Below are 15,139 nucleotides of genomic sequence, written 5' to 3'. Positions count from 1 at the left end.
GCAGCCAGGCAGGGCCGGGCTCTACGGGGTGGAAGGAGATTCAACAGCTGGGAAGGACGGTGCAGGGCCGGTGGCCGCGCTGGCGCGGAACCCGGCCTCGGCGAAATGGATCAGCTCCTGGGCCGCATGCGCACGATGCGCCGCTTCGGTGACACCGGCGGGACGCTTGATCAGGCCGAAGTCGGCCATTGCATAGGTGAGCGCGCCGGCAAGGAAATCCAGTCGCCAGTACAGCTCTTCCTTGCTCAGGCCGGGCACGCAGGCCGCGATCGCCTTGCCGAACTCACGCAGCACGTGGCCGTAGTGGTCGGACAGGAACTTGCGCAGGTTGTCGTTCTTTTCCGCGTAGGCGCGGGCGATGACCCGCACGAACGCACCGCCGGTCTGGCGGTCCTGGGCCATGGCCAGGGCCGGTTCGACGAAGGCGGCCAGGACCGGCCGCAGTTCACCAGGATGCCCACGCCGGGCGAGCTCCAGCTGGGACAGCCGGGCGGCGGTCATCTCGTCCATGCGGCGACGGAATACCTCGTTGACCAGGTTTTCCTTGGACCCGAAGTGGTAGTTGACCGCGGCGATGTTCACGTCCGCCTGGCTCGTCACCTGACGCAGCGAGGTCCCGGCGAACCCGTGCAGGGCGAACAGCTCCTCGGCGGCGCCGAGAATGCGGTCCTTGGTGGAAAAGTGGGCGGGCTTGGCCATGGGCGGGGCAGGGTTCAATCAAACGATTGTTTGATATTAGACCCGGTCGCCGGCAGAGGCATGCTGCGCCGCAGCACGCGAAGGCAACCGTTCACGTAGCGCCACGCCCTGCGTGGCGGTCCGGATCCTGAACGCAGCGCACACCCCGCCGGCCACCCGCGCCCACGGACACCATGGCATCACGCCCCGCGACCCTGTAGAATCCCCACCACGTATATAGGCTAAGCCCGCGTTTTGACGCGGGTTTTTTTCATGTTACTCTCGGGCCGATCAGTGGCCCGCCCAACGGAGAACTTCCCATGGCGCTGGAGCGCACCCTTTCCATCATCAAGCCGGACGCCGTCGCCAAGAACGTCATCGGCGAAATCTACGCCCGCTTCGAAAAGGCTGGCCTGAAGGTCGTGGCCGCCAAGTACAAGCAGCTGTCGCGCCGCGAAGCCGAAGGCTTCTACGCCGTGCATCGCGAGCGTCCGTTCTTCAACGCGCTGGTCGAGTTCATGATCTCCGGCCCGGTGATGATCCAGGCGCTGGAAGGCGAGAACGCCGTGCTGGCCCACCGCGACCTGCTGGGCGCCACCAATCCGAAGGACGCTGCGCCGGGTACCATCCGCGCCGACTTCGCCGATTCCATCGATGCCAATGCCGCCCACGGCTCGGACTCGGTCGAGAATGCCGCGATTGAAATCGCGTACTTCTTCGCCGCGACCGAAGTGGTCTCGCGCTGAGAGTAATGCCGTGAACGAGGTCGTACAGCCCACCGCCATCCCCATCGTGCTCGCCGAAGGCGCGCCGGTGGCCAAGCAGAACCTGCTCGACCTCGATCGCGAGGGCCTGGAGCGCTTCTTCGCCGAGACCCTCGGCGAAGCGCGCTACCGTGCCCACCAGGTAATGAAGTGGATCCACCACCACTACGTCACCGACTTCGATGAAATGACCGACCTGGGCAAGGCGCTGCGCAGCAAGCTGAAGCAGCATGCCGAGGTCCGCGTTCCGAACATCGTGTTCGACAAGCCCTCGGCCGACGGCACCCACAAGTGGCTGCTGGCCATGGGTACCGACGGCAAGAACGCGATCGAAGCGGTGTACATCCCGGACAAGAACCGCGGCACGCTGTGCGTGTCCTCGCAGGTCGGCTGTGCGCTGAACTGCACCTTCTGTTCGACGGCCACCCAGGGCTTCAACCGCAACCTGTCCACCGCCGAGATCATCGGCCAGGTGTGGGTGGCTGCGCGCCACCTGGGCAACATCCCGCACAAGCAGCGTCGCCTCACCAACGTGGTGATGATGGGCATGGGCGAGCCGTTGATGAATTTCGACAACGTCGTGCGCGCCATGAACGTGATGCGCGACGACCTGGGCTACGGCCTGGCCAACAAGCGCGTGACCCTGTCGACCTCCGGCCTGGTGCCGCAGATCGACCGCCTGTCGGCCGAAAGCGATGTGTCGCTGGCGGTGTCGCTGCATGCGCCGAACGATGCGCTGCGCGAGACCCTGGTGCCGCTCAACAAGAAGTACCCCATCGTCGAACTGATGGCGTCGTGCGCGCGCTACCTGCGTGCCAACAAGCGCCGCGAATCGGTGACGTTCGAATACACCCTGATGAAGGGCATCAACGACCAGCCCGAGCACGCCCGCCAGCTGGCCCGGCTGATGCGGCAGTTCGACAACGCGGTGCAGGCCGCGCACTCGGGCAAGGTCAACCTGATTCCGTTCAATCCGTTCCCGGGCACGCGCTACGAGCGTTCCGGGGATGCCGAGATCCGCGCGTTCCAGAAGATCCTGCTCGATTCGCAGGTCCTGACCATGGTGCGGCGTACCCGCGGCGACGACATCGACGCCGCCTGTGGCCAGCTCAAGGGCCAGGTCATGGACCGCACGCGTCGCCAGGCCGAGTTCAACAAGACGCTCCAGGACGGGAAAAACCGGGATGCCGCTGCCTGACCTTCGATTGCCAGCCGTTGTTTTCGTCGCGCTGGCAATTGCCGGCTGTGGCAGCAAGGGTGTCAAACCCATGAGCGCACCCCTCGGGGTCGCACCGGAGTACGTGGCCCGCGACAGCGCCGACACCCGGCGCCGGGTCAACTACCAGGACCAGCTCACGCTGGCGGCGGAAGCGCTGCGCAGCGGGCAGTCCGAGATGGCCGAGAAGCGCGCGAAGAACGCGCTCAAGCTGGAGCCGGGACGGCCGGATGCCTACGTGCTGCTGGCGGCGCTGGCGACCCAGCGCGGCGCGACCGCCGAGGCCGGCCCGCTGTTCCAGAAGGCGGCCGAGCTGGCCCCGAACGACGGCAATGTGCTCAACAACTATGGTGCCTGGCTGTGCGGCCAGGCCCGCTACGCAGAGGCGTTGACCTTCTTCGATCGCGCCGTGGCCGCGCCGGGCTATCGCACCCCGGGCGCCGCGCTCGCCAACGCGGGTGGCTGTGCACTGGATGCCGGGCAGCCGGAGCGCGCGGCGCGCGACCTGCGCCGGGCGCTGGCGCTGGATCCGGCCAACCCATATGCGCTCGAATCGATGGCCCGCAGCGAGTACGCCCAGGCCCGCTATTTCGAGGCCCGGGCCTTCGTGCAACGGCGTCTGTCGGCTGCACCGGCCACGCGTTCCGTGTTACAACTTGCCTCTCAGATCGAGGCGCAGCTTGGTGACACAGTGGCATCCGGTCGCTATCTGCAGCGAATTCGCGAAGAATTTCCGCAGGATGCGGCTCCTAAATCCCGGGGTTGAAGCATTGTGATTGATGACCAGACTGTGAGCGCACTTGATACCGCGGCCGGCTGTGGGGCCCGCCTCCGCCAGGCGCGTGAAGCGGCAGGGCTGACGCTCGAGGAAGTAGGGCAGACCCTGCGCATGCCGGTGCAGGTGGTGAAGTCGCTGGAGGCCGAGCAGTGGGACCGCCTTGGCGCGCCGGTGTTTGTCCGCGGCCAGCTGAAGAGCTATGCGCGCCTGCTCAAGGTCGACCTGGGTGAAGTGCTGGACCAGTCCCGGATCGGACCGGTGGTGCCGCCGCAACTTGTCAGCCACACGCACACCCCGCGGGCACGGCGTATTGCCGAAAGCCTGGGGCGTCGCGCCCTGTACGTGGGTATCACCGCAGTACTGGCGGTGCCGGTCTGGTTCGCCACCCGCGGCCATTTCGACGGTACCGCGCCGACGCCCAACACCGCGTCGCTGGACGTGATTCCGGCGGCGGTTCCGGTTGCGGGTTCGGATGCGCCGGCCACGCAGCCAGCGAATACCGCAGCGCCCGCCGCTGCGCCGGCCACCCCGTCGGCCCCGTACCTGGCCTCGCTGACCCCGGTGCCGCGGCCGAATGCCCCCGCGCCGGCGCCGGCGGGTGCGCTGAGCCTGCAGTTCAAGGGCGACAGCTGGGTGGACATTGCCGCGCCGGATGGCAGTACCGTGGAAAAGGCCCTGGTCAAATCGGGCGAAACCCGCACGTTCAGCCCCGGCCAGGTGGCCCGCATGGTGCTGGGCAACGCGTCGGCGGTCGAGGTTCAGCAGGCCGGCACTATCGTCGACCTTTCACCGTACCAGCGAGCCAACGTGGCACGCTTTACGGTATCCTCTGACGGCTCCGTGGCTCCGGTTTCACACTGAGCCGCGTTTCTACTGTTTCGACAGTCCAATTCAAACAGTCCCTCCTGACCGGCAGGGGCGAGAGTACGCATGGCGATCGACGACCTGCTCGACGAGCACGAACAAAGTGAACGCGTCCGCAGCTGGCTGCGGAACAACGGTGTGAGCATCATTGCCGGCGTGGCCATCGCCATCGGCGGCATTGCCGGCTGGCAGTGGTGGCAGAAGGAGCAGGGCAGTCACCTGACCGGCGCCAACGCGCAGTACCAGGCGGTGCTCAAGCAGCTCGAGGACAACAAGCTGGATGAAGCGGCCAAGGGCGTGAAGGATCTGGATGGCACCAAGGCCAAGATCTACGCCGACCTGGCGGCACTGCAGCTGGCCAAGGCGCAGGTCGAGGCCGGCAAGGATGAAGAGGCGCTGGCGACCCTGCGCGCGATCGACGCCGACCCCGCGTTCAAGCCTGCGATCAACCAGCGCATCGCGCGCCTGCTGATCGCCACCGGCAAGCACGATGAAGCCATCAAGCTGCTCGGCGATGCGACCGACAGCGCCAGCCTGGAGATCCATGGCGACGCGCTGATCGCATCGGGCAAGCGTGACGAGGCCCGTGGGCTGTATGAGAAGGCGCTCAAGACGCTGGACGTGGCAGCGCCGCAGCGGCGTGTCCTGGAAACCAAGGTGATGGATGCCGGTGGCACCGTCGCCGACCCCGCGGAGTCGGTGTAATGAAACAGATGGTCATGATCAAGCGCGTTGCCACCCTGGTCCTGATGGGCGTGGCGCTGTCCGGCTGCAGCACCGTCAAGGGCTGGTTCGCGGGCAAGGACGCAGAGGCCAAGAAGGCACTGGAACCGGCGGAGCTGGTCAAGTTCGAGCCGACCGTCAAGGTCGACCGGGTCTGGAGCACCAACCTGGGCAAGGGCGAGAAGCGCATCGGCGTGCGCCAGGGTCCGGTCGTGGCCGACGGCCGCGTATACGCGGCGGCAATCACCGGTGGCGTGCATGCGCTGGACCTGCAGACCGGCAAGACCGTGTGGACCTATGAACCGGCCAAGGTCAAGAAGCAGCCGAAGCTGCGTCTGTCCGGTGGACCGGGCGTGGGCGACGGGCTGGTGGTGATCGGCACGCTGGACGGCCAGGTGATCGCACTGGATGCCAACGATGGCACCGAAAAGTGGCGCGCCAAGGTCCCCGGCGAAGTGATTTCCGCCCCGGCCGTGGGCCAGGGCATCGTGTTCGTGCGCAGCAACGACGGCCGGGTGACCGCCTTCGATGCCGGCAACGGCACGCAGAAGTGGTTCAACCCGCGTGAGCTGCCCGCGCTGACCGTGCGCGGCAACGCGCCGGTGGTGGCGGGCCCCGGCGTGCTGTTCATCGGCAATGACGATGGCAGCGTCTCGGCGCTGGGGATGCAGGACGGCCGCACCGTGTGGGACCAGATGGTCGCCAACGGCGAAGGCCGCACCGAGCTGGAGCGCATGTCCGACGTGGACGGCGCCCCGGTGCTGGAAGGCAACACCCTGTTCGTGAGCAGCTTCAAGAACCAGACCATGGCGATCGAAGGCCCGACCGGCCGTCCGCTGTGGGCGCGCGATCACGGTGGCGCCGGTGGCGTCGCCCTGACCTCGGGCAATGTGTTCGTCACCGACAACAAGGGTGGCGTGTTCGGGCTGGACAAGGCCAGTGGCACTGCCATGTGGTCGCAGACCGGGCTGGCCCGCCGCTCGCTGACCGGGCCGGTGGTGCAGGGCGATTACGTTGTAGTCGGTGACTACAAGGGCTACCTGCACTGGCTGCGCACGGACAACGGCGAGTTCGCCGGGCGCGCCAAGAGTGGCGGCGATGCCCTGCTGGCGCAGCCAGTGGTCGCCGATGGGATTCTGCTGGTGCAGAACGTTGATGGAAAGCTGACCGCATTCCGGTTGGCACAATAAGGAGTTACCGCGATGCTGCCCTTGGTCGCCCTGGTTGGACGGCCGAACGTCGGCAAGTCCACCATTTTCAATGCGCTGACCCGTACCCGTGACGCCCTGGTCCATGACCAGCCCGGCGTCACCCGGGACCGCAACTATGGTGTCTGCCGTCTGGACGAGGACAACCATTTCCTCGTCGTCGACACGGGCGGTATCTCGGAGGATGACGAAGGTCTGGCCGGCGCTACCGCCGACCAGGCCCGCGCTGCCGCGGGTGAAGCCGATCTGATCCTGTTCGTGGTGGATGCCCGTGATGGCACCTCCGCGCTGGATGACGAGATCCTGTCCTGGCTGCGCAAGCTGTCGCGGCCGACCCTGCTGCTGATCAACAAGATCGACGGCACCAACGAAGACACCGTCCGCGCGGAGTTCGCCCGCTACGGGTTCAGTGAGATGCTGACCGTGTCGGCGGCGCATCGCCAGGGACTGGACGACCTGCTTGAAGAAGTGGTCCAGCGCCTGCCCGAAGAGGGCAGCGGCGAGGAGATGGACAACGATCCGAACCGGATGCGCATTGCCTTCGTCGGCCGCCCCAACGTGGGCAAGTCGACGCTGGTCAACCGCATCCTCGGCGAGGAGCGGATGATCGCTTCGGAAGTGCCGGGCACCACCCGCGATTCGATCGCGGTGGACCTGGAGCGCGATGGCCGCGAATACCGCCTGATCGACACCGCCGGCCTGCGTCGCCGGGGCCGGGTCGAAGAAGTGGTCGAGAAGTTCAGCGTCATCAAGACCCTGCAGGCGATCGAGCAGTGCCAGGTGGCGGTGCTGATGCTGGACGCCAGCGAAGGCGTGACCGACCAGGACGCGACCGTGCTGGGTGCGGTGCTCGACGCCGGGCGTGCCCTGGTGGTGGCGATCAACAAGTGGGACGGCTTGACCGACTACCAGCGCGAGCAGGCCGAAGCGCTGGTGTCGCGCAAGCTGGGCTTCGTGCCGTGGGCGGAAACCGTGCGCATCTCGGCCAAGCATGGTTCGGGGCTGCGCGAGCTGTTCCGTGCGATCCACCAGGCGCACGCCTCGGCCACGCACGAGTTCAGCACCAGCGAAGTCAACAAGGCGCTGGAAATCGCCTACGAGACCAACCCGCCGCCGGCGATCCGCGGCCACGTCTCCAAGCTGCGCTACGTGCATCCGGGTGGTTCCAATCCGCCGACCTTCATCGTGCACGGTACGCGCCTCAAGGAACTGCCCGAGTCCTACAAGCGCTACCTGGAAAACTTCTTCCGCAAGCGCTTCAAGCTGATCGGCACCCCGGTGCAGTTCATCTTCCGCGAGGGCGCCAACCCCTATGAAGGCAAGAAGAACCAGCTGACCGATCGCCAGATCGCGAAGAAGAAGCGCCTGATCCGGCACGTAAAGGGCCGATGAGGCCCGTGGCGTCCCGGGACACCGGGACGCCATCCCACGGTAGCGACACGCCACGCGTGTCCCAGGCGGTCCCAACCCGCCCATAATGGGCCATGACCGCCGTACCCGAACTCAGCCCCGAGCACGCCCACCAACGCACCCTCCACGGCGCGCTGCTGATCGACGTGCGTGAACCGCACGAGCGTGCCGCCGGCATGGCCGAAGGCGCGCTCGGCATCGCGAAAGGGGAGCTCGAGGCGAATGCCTCCGCCCACCTTCCGTCCGCGGACCGCGAGCTCATCCTGATCTGCCAGAGCGGCAGGCGCTCCCTGGACGCCGCCCAGGCCCTGCTCGGTCTCGGCTACCCCCACGTCAGTTCCGTCCACGGCGGTACCACCGCCTGGCGCGCCGCCGGCCTGCCGCTCGTGCAGCCGATCCAGAGCGACGACGAGCGCGATTTCAACGAACGCTACTCCCGGCACCTGCTGTTGCCGCAGGTCGGCGTGGCCGGCCAGCAGGCGCTGCTTGGCGCCCGCGTGCTGCTGCTCGGTGCCGGCGGCCTCGGCTCGCCCGCCGCGTTCTACCTGGCCGCGGCCGGGGTAGGGCACCTACGCATCGCCGACGATGACCTCGTGGACCGCAGCAACCTGCACCGGCAGATCCTGCACACCGACGCCAGCGTCGGCCAGCCCAAGGTGCAGTCGGCACGCGAACGCCTGCTGGCGCTGAATCCGCGCCTGGACGTCGACGCGGTGCAGGCGCGGGTCACCTCGGACAACGTCGACGCCCTGCTCGACGGCGTGGACGTGGTGCTGGACGGTTCGGACAACTTCCCGCTGCGCTACCTGCTCAACGATGCGTGCATCCAGCACCGCATTCCGCTGGTGTATGGCGCGGTGGAACGCTTCACCGGGCAGGTGTCGGTGTTCGATGCGGGTCGCCGGCGCGGCCAGGCACCGTGCTACCGCTGCCTGTTCCCGGAACCGCCGCCGCCGGAGTTCGCACCGAACTGCGCCGAGGCCGGCGTACTGGGCGTGCTGCCGGGCATGGTCGGCCTGCTGCAGGCCACCGAAGTGCTGAAACTGCTGCTGCAGATCGGCGAGCCGCTGGTGGGGCGCCTGCTGACCTTCGATGCGCTCGCGATGCGCTTCCGCGAGATCCGCCTGGCACCGGACCCCGGGTGTCCCCTGTGCGCGCCGGATCGTGCGTTCCCGGGCTACATCGATTACGCGGCGTTCTGCCGCTCTGGCTGAGTACGCTGCGATAGCGAGACGATCTGCGCAATTTATCGCCAATCGTTCCATTGATGGCACGATCATGCGCACCTGCGTGCTAGGTACCTGCATCAATTTGTCCTATCGTGACGGCTGATCGGTGTTGCAAGGAAACAACCGCATGGCGGTGGAAGCAGGTGCCAGTGAACTGGTGAAAGTCGTCGCCCTGCTGGGTGCCGCGGTGGTGATGGTGCCGTTGTTCCGGCGCCTGGGGCTGGGCTCGGTGCTGGGCTACTTCGCCGCCGGGCTGGCGATTGGACCGTTCGGCTTCGGCTGGTTCTCGGATCCGCAGGCCATCCTGCACACTGCCGAGTTGGGCGTGGTGATGTTCCTGTTCGTGATCGGGCTGGAAATGCGCCCGTCGCACCTGTGGAGCCTGCGCAGGGAAATCTTCGGGCTGGGCACGCTGCAGATCGTGGTCTGCGGCGCGGTGCTCACCGGCGTGTGCATGCTGTTCGGATTCCCGCTGCCGGTGGCCTTCATCGGCGCCGCGGGTTTCGTGCTGACCTCCACCGCCGTGGTCATGCAGCTGCTGGCAGAGCGCGGCGACATCGCGCTGCCGTCGGGGCAGAAGATCGTCTCCATCCTGCTGTTCGAAGACCTGCTGATCGTGCCGCTGCTGGCGGTGGTGGCGTTCATGGCGCCGGTGCAGGCCGATGCCGGGGCGAGCTCGCGCTGGATCAGCGTGGCAATCGCCGCCGGCGCGATCATCGGCCTGGTGCTGGTCGGTCGCTTCCTGCTCAACCCGTTGTTCCGCATCCTGGCCGCCGCCAAGGCGCGCGAGGTGATGACCGCGGCCGCACTGCTGGTGGTGCTGGGGGCGGCGCTGCTGATGCAGCTGGGCGGGCTGTCGATGGCGATGGGCGCGTTCCTGGCCGGCGTGCTGCTCAGCGAATCCACCTTCCGCCACCAGATCGAAGCCGATATCGAGCCGTTCCGCGGCATCCTGTTGGGCCTGTTCTTCCTCAGCGTGGGCATGGCGCTGGACCTGACCGTGGTCGCCAACAACTGGCCGCTGATCGTGTCCGGCGTGCTGGCGCTGATGCTGGCCAAGGCGGTGTGCATCTACACCGTCGCCCGCATCCTGGGCAGCGATCACCGGCAGGCGCTGGATCGTGGCGTGGTGATGGCGCAGGGCGGCGAGTTCGCCTTCGTGCTGTTCTCCGCTGCGGCTGCCGCCGGCGTGATCGGCGTGGAAGTCAACGCCAACCTGACCGCGATCGTGGTGCTGTCGATGGCGTTGACCCCGCTGTTCGTGCTGCTGCACGACAAGCTGATGCCGGCGCGCGAAGTCTCGCTGGAAGGGGTGGATACCGCCGAGGGCATGTCCGGCAGCGTGCTGATGATCGGCTTCGGTCGTTTCGGCCAGGTGGCCAGCCAGTCGCTGCTGGCGCGCGACGTGGATGTGACCATCATCGACAACGACGTGGACATGATCCACAACGCCGAGCGCTTCGGCTTCAAGATCTACTACGGCGACGGCACCCGCCTGGATGTGTTGCATGCCTCCGGCGCAGCCACCGCGCGTGCGATCGCGGTGTGCGTGAACAACGCGCAGGACGCCGACCGCATCGTCGAACTGGTCGCGCATGAATTCCCGCAGGCCAAGCTGCTGGTGCGCTCGTTCGACCGCGAGCATTCGCTGCGCCTGATCCATGCCGGGGTGGATTTCCAGATCCGCGAAACCTTCGAGTCCGCACTGATGTTCGGTCAGGCCGCGCTGGTCGAGCTGGGCGCGGACGAGGACGACGCCCGCGATATCGCCGAGCAGATCCGCGAGCGCGACGCTGAGCGCTTCGAACTGGAGATGGCCGGCGGCGACCTGCGCGCCGGCGCGCACATGGTGTTCGGCAGCGCGCTGCCCGGCGTACCCACCCCGACCCCGTTCACCGCACCCAAGCGCAAGGCGCGCACCCTCAACGCCGACGAAGTGCCGGAAGAAGAGGAATAGGGGACAATACGTTCCCCACCGCCCCACGCCCGCATTCGATGAACGATCCAGCCCCCCGTCATACCGCCCGCATCCTGGACGGTCGCCGCATCGCCGAAGACCTGCTGGACAGCCTGAAGGTGCGTGTCGACGCCCGCCTGGCCGCAGGTGGCAGCCGCCCGGGGCTGGCCGTGGTGCTGGTGGGGGGCGACCCGGCCTCGACCGTGTATGTGCGCAACAAGCGCCGCGCCGCGGAGAAGGTCGGCATCGAAGCCTTCGATTACGACCTGCCGGCCGGTACCAGCGAGGCCCAGCTGCTGACCCTGATCGACCAGCTCAATGCCGATCCGAAGATCCACGGCATCCTGGTCCAGCTGCCGCTGCCGGGCATTCCCGATGCCAGCCGCCTGATCCATCGGATCGACCCGCGCAAGGACGTCGACGGCTTCCACCCGGAAAACGTCGGCCACCTGGCCCTGCGTGAATTCGGCCTGCGCCCGTGCACGCCGCGGGGCATCACCACGCTGCTGGGCCATACCGACCAGCCGGTGCGGGGCCGCAACGCCACCATCGTCGGCGTCAGCAACCACGTCGGCCGGCCGATGGGCCTGGAGCTGCTGATCGCCGGCTGCACCGTCACCAGCTGCCACAAGTTCACCCCCAAGGACGTGCTCGAGCAGTCGGTGCGCAACGCCGACATCCTGGTGGTCGCGGTGGGCCGCCCGGGCATCGTGCCGGGCGAGTGGGTCAAGCCGGGTGCGGTGGTGATCGACGTGGGCATCAACCGGCTGGACGACGGCCGCCTGGTCGGCGACGTGGGCTTCGAGGCCGCCGCCGGGCGCGCCAGCTGGATCACCCCGGTGCCGGGCGGGGTAGGGCCGATGACGGTGGCGACGTTGATGCAGAACACGATCGAGGCCGCAGAGGCGTCCTGACGCCGGGAGGCCGTGACGACCAACGGTCGTCACCTACCGGGGCGCTCCGCCCATCGTCCGTCCCGGTAGCGCACGACCGTTGGTCGTGCGGCCCGGCACGGTCGATCGCCGCATGAACGGCCGACCGCGGCGCGACACAGCGTCGCATCCGGCCCCTGCCCATCGGGGCGAAATCAGGGTAAAATGTCGCGCTTCCCCACATCTCGGGTATGCCGATGCTGCGCATCCAGGCTGAAGCACTGACTTACGACGACGTCTCGCTCGTCCCCGCCCATTCCATCATCCTGCCCAAGGATGTGACCCTGGAAACGCGCCTTACGCGTGACCTGCGGTTGAAGTTGCCGATCCTCTCGGCAGCCATGGATACGGTCACCGAAGCCCGCCTGGCGATCGCCATGGCCCAGCTCGGCGGCATGGGTATCATCCACAAGAACCTGAGCGTGGAGCAGCAGGCCGCGGAAGTGGCCACGGTCAAGAAGTTCGAGGCCGGCGTCATCCGCGACCCGATCACGGTTGGTCCGGAAACCACCATCCGCGACGTGCTGGCGTTGACCCAGGCGCGCAACATCTCCGGCGTGCCGGTGGTGGATGGCGGCCAGCTGGTCGGCATCGTGACCCATCGCGACATGCGCTTCGAGACCGAGCTGGACGATCCGGTCCGCCACATCATGACCAAGAAGGATCGCCTGATCACGGTCAAGGAAGGCGCCGCGTCCGAGGAAGTGCTGCAGCTGCTGCACCGCAACCGCATCGAAAAGATCCTGGTGGTCAACGATGATTTCGCCCTGCGTGGCCTGATCACCGTCAAGGACATCCAGAAGAACACCGATTACCCCAACGCCGCCAAGGACGTCGCGACCCGCCTGCTGGTCGGTGCCGCCGTGGGCGTGGGTGGCGATACCGATCGCCGCGTCGAAGCGCTGGTCGCCGCCGGCGTGGACGTGCTGGTGGTGGACACCGCGCACGGCCATTCGCAGGGCGTGCTGGACCGCGTCAGCTGGGTCAAGAAGCGCTTCCCGCAGGTGCAGGTCGTGGGGGGCAACATCTGCACCGGCGAAGCCGCGCTGGCGCTGCTGGACAGCGGTGCGGACGCGGTCAAGGTCGGCATCGGCCCGGGCTCGATCTGCACCACCCGCGTGGTCGCCGGTGTCGGCGTGCCGCAGATCACCGCGATCGACCTGGTCGCCGAAGCGCTGCAGGACCGCATCCCGCTGATCGCCGACGGTGGCATCCGTTACTCGGGCGACATCGGCAAGGCGCTGGCTGCGGGTGCCTCCACCATCATGATCGGTGGCCTGCTCGCCGGCACCGAGGAATCGCCCGGTGAAACCGAGCTGTTCCAGGGCCGTTCGTACAAGAGCTACCGCGGCATGGGTTCGCTGGCGGCGATGGAGAAGGGGTCCAAGGACCGCTACTTCCAGGACGCCTCCAGCGCCGACAAGCTGGTGCCCGAAGGCATCGAAGGCCGCGTGCCGTATCGCGGCCCGGTCGGCGGCATCATCCACCAGCTGATGGGCGGCCTGCGCGCCACCATGGGCTACGTGGGCTGCGGCAACATCGAAGACATGCGCAGCAAGCCGAAGTTCGTCAAGATCAGCGGCGCCGGCCAGCGTGAGAGCCACGTCCACGACGTGCAGATCACCAAAGAGCCGCCGAACTACCGCGCCTGACGCGGCATGAGCGAAAGAGGAACGAGGAAGCTGATTCCCGTTCCTCTTTCTCTATCTGCCGTTGGTTACCTGATTTTCGTTCCTCCGTTTTCCATCCAGCATTGCCGGGCGCCATGACCAATATCCATAACGACAAGATCCTCATCCTCGATTTCGGCGCGCAGTACACCCAGCTGATCGCGCGCCGCATCCGCGAGCTCGGCGTGTACTGTGAAATCTGGGCGTGGGACCACAACCCGGCCGAGATCGCCGCGTTCGGTGCCAAGGGCATCATCCTGTCCGGTGGCCCGGAATCGACCACGCTGCCGGGTGCGCCCGCCGCGCCGCAGGAAGTGTTCGACAGCGGGCTGCCGATCTTCGGCATCTGCTACGGCATGCAGACCCTGGCCGCCCAGCTCGGTGGCGCCACCGAAGCAGCCGACCAGCGCGAGTTCGGCCATGCCGAAGTCAACGTCGTGCACCCGGACGCGCTATTCAAGGGCCTGAGCGACCACGGCGGCGAGCCGAAGTTGAACGTGTGGATGAGCCACGGCGACCACGTCTCGGTGGCGCCTCCGGGCTTCACCATCACCGCCACCACCGATCGCATTCCGGTGGCCGCGATGGCCAACGAGGAAAAGCGCTGGTACGGCGTGCAGTTCCACCCGGAAGTGACCCACACCCTGCAGGGCCAGGCGCTGCTGCGCCGCTTCGTGGTGGACGTGTGCGGCTGCCAGACCCTGTGGACCGCGGCCAACATCATCGACGACCAGATCGCCCGCGTGCGCGAACAGGTCGGCGATGACGAAGTGATCCTGGGCCTGTCCGGCGGCGTCGATTCGTCGGTGGTGGCCGCGCTGCTGCACAAGGCGATCGGCGACAAGCTGACCTGCGTGTTCGTCGACACCGGCCTGCTGCGCTGGCAGGAAGGCGACCAGGTGATGGCGATGTTCGCCGAGCACATGGGCGTCAAGGTGATCCGCGTCAACGCGGCCGACCGCTACTTCGCCAAGCTCGAAGGCGTGAGCGACCCGGAAGCCAAGCGCAAGATCATCGGCAACCTGTTCGTGGACATCTTCGACGAAGAGTCCAACAAGCTCAGCAACGCCAAGTGGCTGGCGCAGGGCACCATCTATCCCGACGTGATCGAGTCGGCCGGCAGCAAGACCGGCAAGGCCCACGTGATCAAGAGCCACCACAACGTCGGCGGCCTGCCCGAGCACATGAAGCTGGGCCTGGTCGAGCCGCTGCGCGAGCTGTTCAAGGACGAAGTGCGCCGCCTCGGCGTCGAACTCGGCCTGCCGCGCAGCATGGTTTACCGCCATCCGTTCCCGGGCCCGGGCCTGGGCGTGCGCATCCTCGGCGAAGTGAAGCGCGAATACGCCGAACTGCTGGCCAAGGCCGATGCGATCTTCATCGACGAACTGCGCAAGGCCGACCTGTACGACAAGACCAGCCAGGCCTTCGCGGTGTTCCTGCCGGTGAAGTCGGTCGGCGTGGTCGGCGACGCCCGGGCCTATGAGTGGGTGATCGCGCTGCGCGCGGTGGAAACCATCGACTTCATGACCGCGCACTGGGCGCACCTGCCGTACGACTTCCTCGGCACGGTGAGCAACCGCATCATCAATGAGCTGCGTGGCGTCTCACGCGTGGTCTACGACATCTCCGGCAAGCCGCCGGCGACGATCGAGTGGGAATGACCCTTCGGTAGAGCGGGGCTCTGCCCCGCTGCCGTTGATTTACAAAGGC

At 67.1% G+C, this 15,139-nt stretch carries 13 protein-coding genes; 12 read left to right on the top strand and 1 reads right to left on the bottom strand.

Features of this window, described 5'->3' with window-relative positions:
• Positions 1-21 precede the first annotated feature (21 nt).
• Positions 22-699, bottom strand: coding sequence for a TetR/AcrR family transcriptional regulator (locus FSZ13_RS02575; RefSeq protein WP_145477863.1), 678 nt, complete (start codon positions 697-699; stop codon positions 22-24).
• A gap of 299 nt (positions 700-998) precedes the next feature.
• On the opposite strand from FSZ13_RS02575, the gene ndk reads away from it, so the two are divergent.
• The 12 genes from ndk to guaA all read left to right on the top strand — a co-directional run bounded on the left by ndk (position 999) and on the right by guaA (position 15,090).
• Positions 999-1,424 (top strand): nucleoside-diphosphate kinase, encoded by a 426-nt coding sequence (gene ndk, locus FSZ13_RS02570; protein ID WP_145477862.1) that lies wholly within the window; start codon positions 999-1,001, stop codon positions 1,422-1,424.
• Positions 1,425-1,434: 10 nt separating this feature from the next.
• Positions 1,435-2,640, top strand: a complete 1,206-nt coding sequence (rlmN, locus tag FSZ13_RS02565; protein ID WP_145477861.1) for a 23S rRNA (adenine(2503)-C(2))-methyltransferase RlmN — start codon at positions 1,435-1,437, stop codon at positions 2,638-2,640.
• Positions 2,627-3,424: a type IV pilus biogenesis/stability protein PilW gene (pilW, locus tag FSZ13_RS02560; protein ID WP_145477860.1), complete on the top strand. Its 798-nt coding sequence runs from the start codon at positions 2,627-2,629 to the stop codon at positions 3,422-3,424. Before rlmN ends, pilW begins: the two co-directional genes overlap by 14 nt.
• Positions 3,425-3,430: 6 nt before the next feature.
• On the top strand, positions 3,431-4,297 hold the full coding sequence (locus FSZ13_RS02555; protein ID WP_145477859.1) for a helix-turn-helix domain-containing protein: 867 nt from the start codon (positions 3,431-3,433) through the stop codon (positions 4,295-4,297).
• Positions 4,298-4,366: 69 nt separating this feature from the next.
• Positions 4,367-5,005, top strand: coding sequence for a YfgM family protein (locus FSZ13_RS02550; RefSeq protein WP_145477858.1), 639 nt, complete (start codon positions 4,367-4,369; stop codon positions 5,003-5,005).
• Positions 5,005-6,213 (top strand): outer membrane protein assembly factor BamB, encoded by a 1,209-nt coding sequence (bamB, locus tag FSZ13_RS02545; protein ID WP_145477857.1) that lies wholly within the window; start codon positions 5,005-5,007, stop codon positions 6,211-6,213. The genes FSZ13_RS02550 and bamB overlap by 1 nt, the downstream gene beginning before the upstream one ends.
• Before the next feature lie 12 nt (positions 6,214-6,225).
• Entirely contained in the window at positions 6,226-7,623 is a 1,398-nt protein-coding gene (gene der / locus FSZ13_RS02540) for a ribosome biogenesis GTPase Der (RefSeq protein WP_145477856.1), read from the top strand.
• Between the two features lie 92 nt (positions 7,624-7,715).
• Positions 7,716-8,855 carry a molybdopterin-synthase adenylyltransferase MoeB gene (gene moeB / locus FSZ13_RS02535; protein ID WP_145477855.1) on the top strand — a complete coding sequence of 380 codons (1,140 nt, stop codon included), beginning with the start codon at positions 7,716-7,718 and terminating at the stop codon, positions 8,853-8,855.
• A gap of 142 nt (positions 8,856-8,997) precedes the next feature.
• Positions 8,998-10,827, top strand: coding sequence for a monovalent cation:proton antiporter-2 (CPA2) family protein (locus FSZ13_RS02530; RefSeq protein WP_145477854.1), 1,830 nt, complete (start codon positions 8,998-9,000; stop codon positions 10,825-10,827).
• A gap of 38 nt (positions 10,828-10,865) precedes the next feature.
• On the top strand, positions 10,866-11,741 hold the full coding sequence (folD, locus tag FSZ13_RS02525; RefSeq protein WP_145477853.1) for a bifunctional methylenetetrahydrofolate dehydrogenase/methenyltetrahydrofolate cyclohydrolase FolD: 876 nt from the start codon (positions 10,866-10,868) through the stop codon (positions 11,739-11,741).
• A 215-nt stretch (positions 11,742-11,956) separates the two neighbouring features.
• Positions 11,957-13,411: an IMP dehydrogenase gene (gene guaB, locus FSZ13_RS02520; protein WP_145477852.1), complete on the top strand. Its 1,455-nt coding sequence runs from the start codon at positions 11,957-11,959 to the stop codon at positions 13,409-13,411.
• A gap of 113 nt (positions 13,412-13,524) precedes the next feature.
• Positions 13,525-15,090, top strand: a complete 1,566-nt coding sequence (gene guaA, locus FSZ13_RS02515) for a glutamine-hydrolyzing GMP synthase (RefSeq protein WP_145477851.1) — start codon at positions 13,525-13,527, stop codon at positions 15,088-15,090.
• Positions 15,091-15,139 lie beyond the last annotated feature (49 nt).

The organism is Stenotrophomonas rhizophila (assembly GCF_007667275.1).
GTDB lineage: Bacteria > Pseudomonadota > Gammaproteobacteria > Xanthomonadales > Xanthomonadaceae > Stenotrophomonas > Stenotrophomonas maltophilia_AE.
The sequence above is the reverse complement of the archived record's forward strand: the minus strand, read 5'-3'. Positions and strand labels throughout refer to the sequence as shown.

What these genes read in the sequence shown, in the direction of transcription:
- moeB (WP_145477855.1), top strand. Translation starts at nt 7,716, where the DNA reads ATGACCGCCGTACCCGAACTCAGCCCCGAGCACGCCCACCAACGCACC.
- FSZ13_RS02530 (WP_145477854.1), top strand. Translation starts at nt 8,998, where the DNA reads ATGGCGGTGGAAGCAGGTGCCAGTGAACTGGTGAAAGTCGTCGCCCTG.
- FSZ13_RS02575 (WP_145477863.1), bottom strand. Translation starts at nt 699, where the DNA reads ATGGCCAAGCCCGCCCACTTTTCCACCAAGGACCGCATTCTCGGCGCC.
- ndk (WP_145477862.1), top strand. Translation starts at nt 999, where the DNA reads ATGGCGCTGGAGCGCACCCTTTCCATCATCAAGCCGGACGCCGTCGCC.
- folD (WP_145477853.1), top strand. Translation starts at nt 10,866, where the DNA reads ATGAACGATCCAGCCCCCCGTCATACCGCCCGCATCCTGGACGGTCGC.
- guaB (WP_145477852.1), top strand. Translation starts at nt 11,957, where the DNA reads ATGCTGCGCATCCAGGCTGAAGCACTGACTTACGACGACGTCTCGCTC.
- bamB (WP_145477857.1), top strand. Translation starts at nt 5,005, where the DNA reads ATGAAACAGATGGTCATGATCAAGCGCGTTGCCACCCTGGTCCTGATG.
- guaA (WP_145477851.1), top strand. Translation starts at nt 13,525, where the DNA reads ATGACCAATATCCATAACGACAAGATCCTCATCCTCGATTTCGGCGCG.
- pilW (WP_145477860.1), top strand. Translation starts at nt 2,627, where the DNA reads ATGCCGCTGCCTGACCTTCGATTGCCAGCCGTTGTTTTCGTCGCGCTG.
- der (WP_145477856.1), top strand. Translation starts at nt 6,226, where the DNA reads ATGCTGCCCTTGGTCGCCCTGGTTGGACGGCCGAACGTCGGCAAGTCC.
- FSZ13_RS02550 (WP_145477858.1), top strand. Translation starts at nt 4,367, where the DNA reads ATGGCGATCGACGACCTGCTCGACGAGCACGAACAAAGTGAACGCGTC.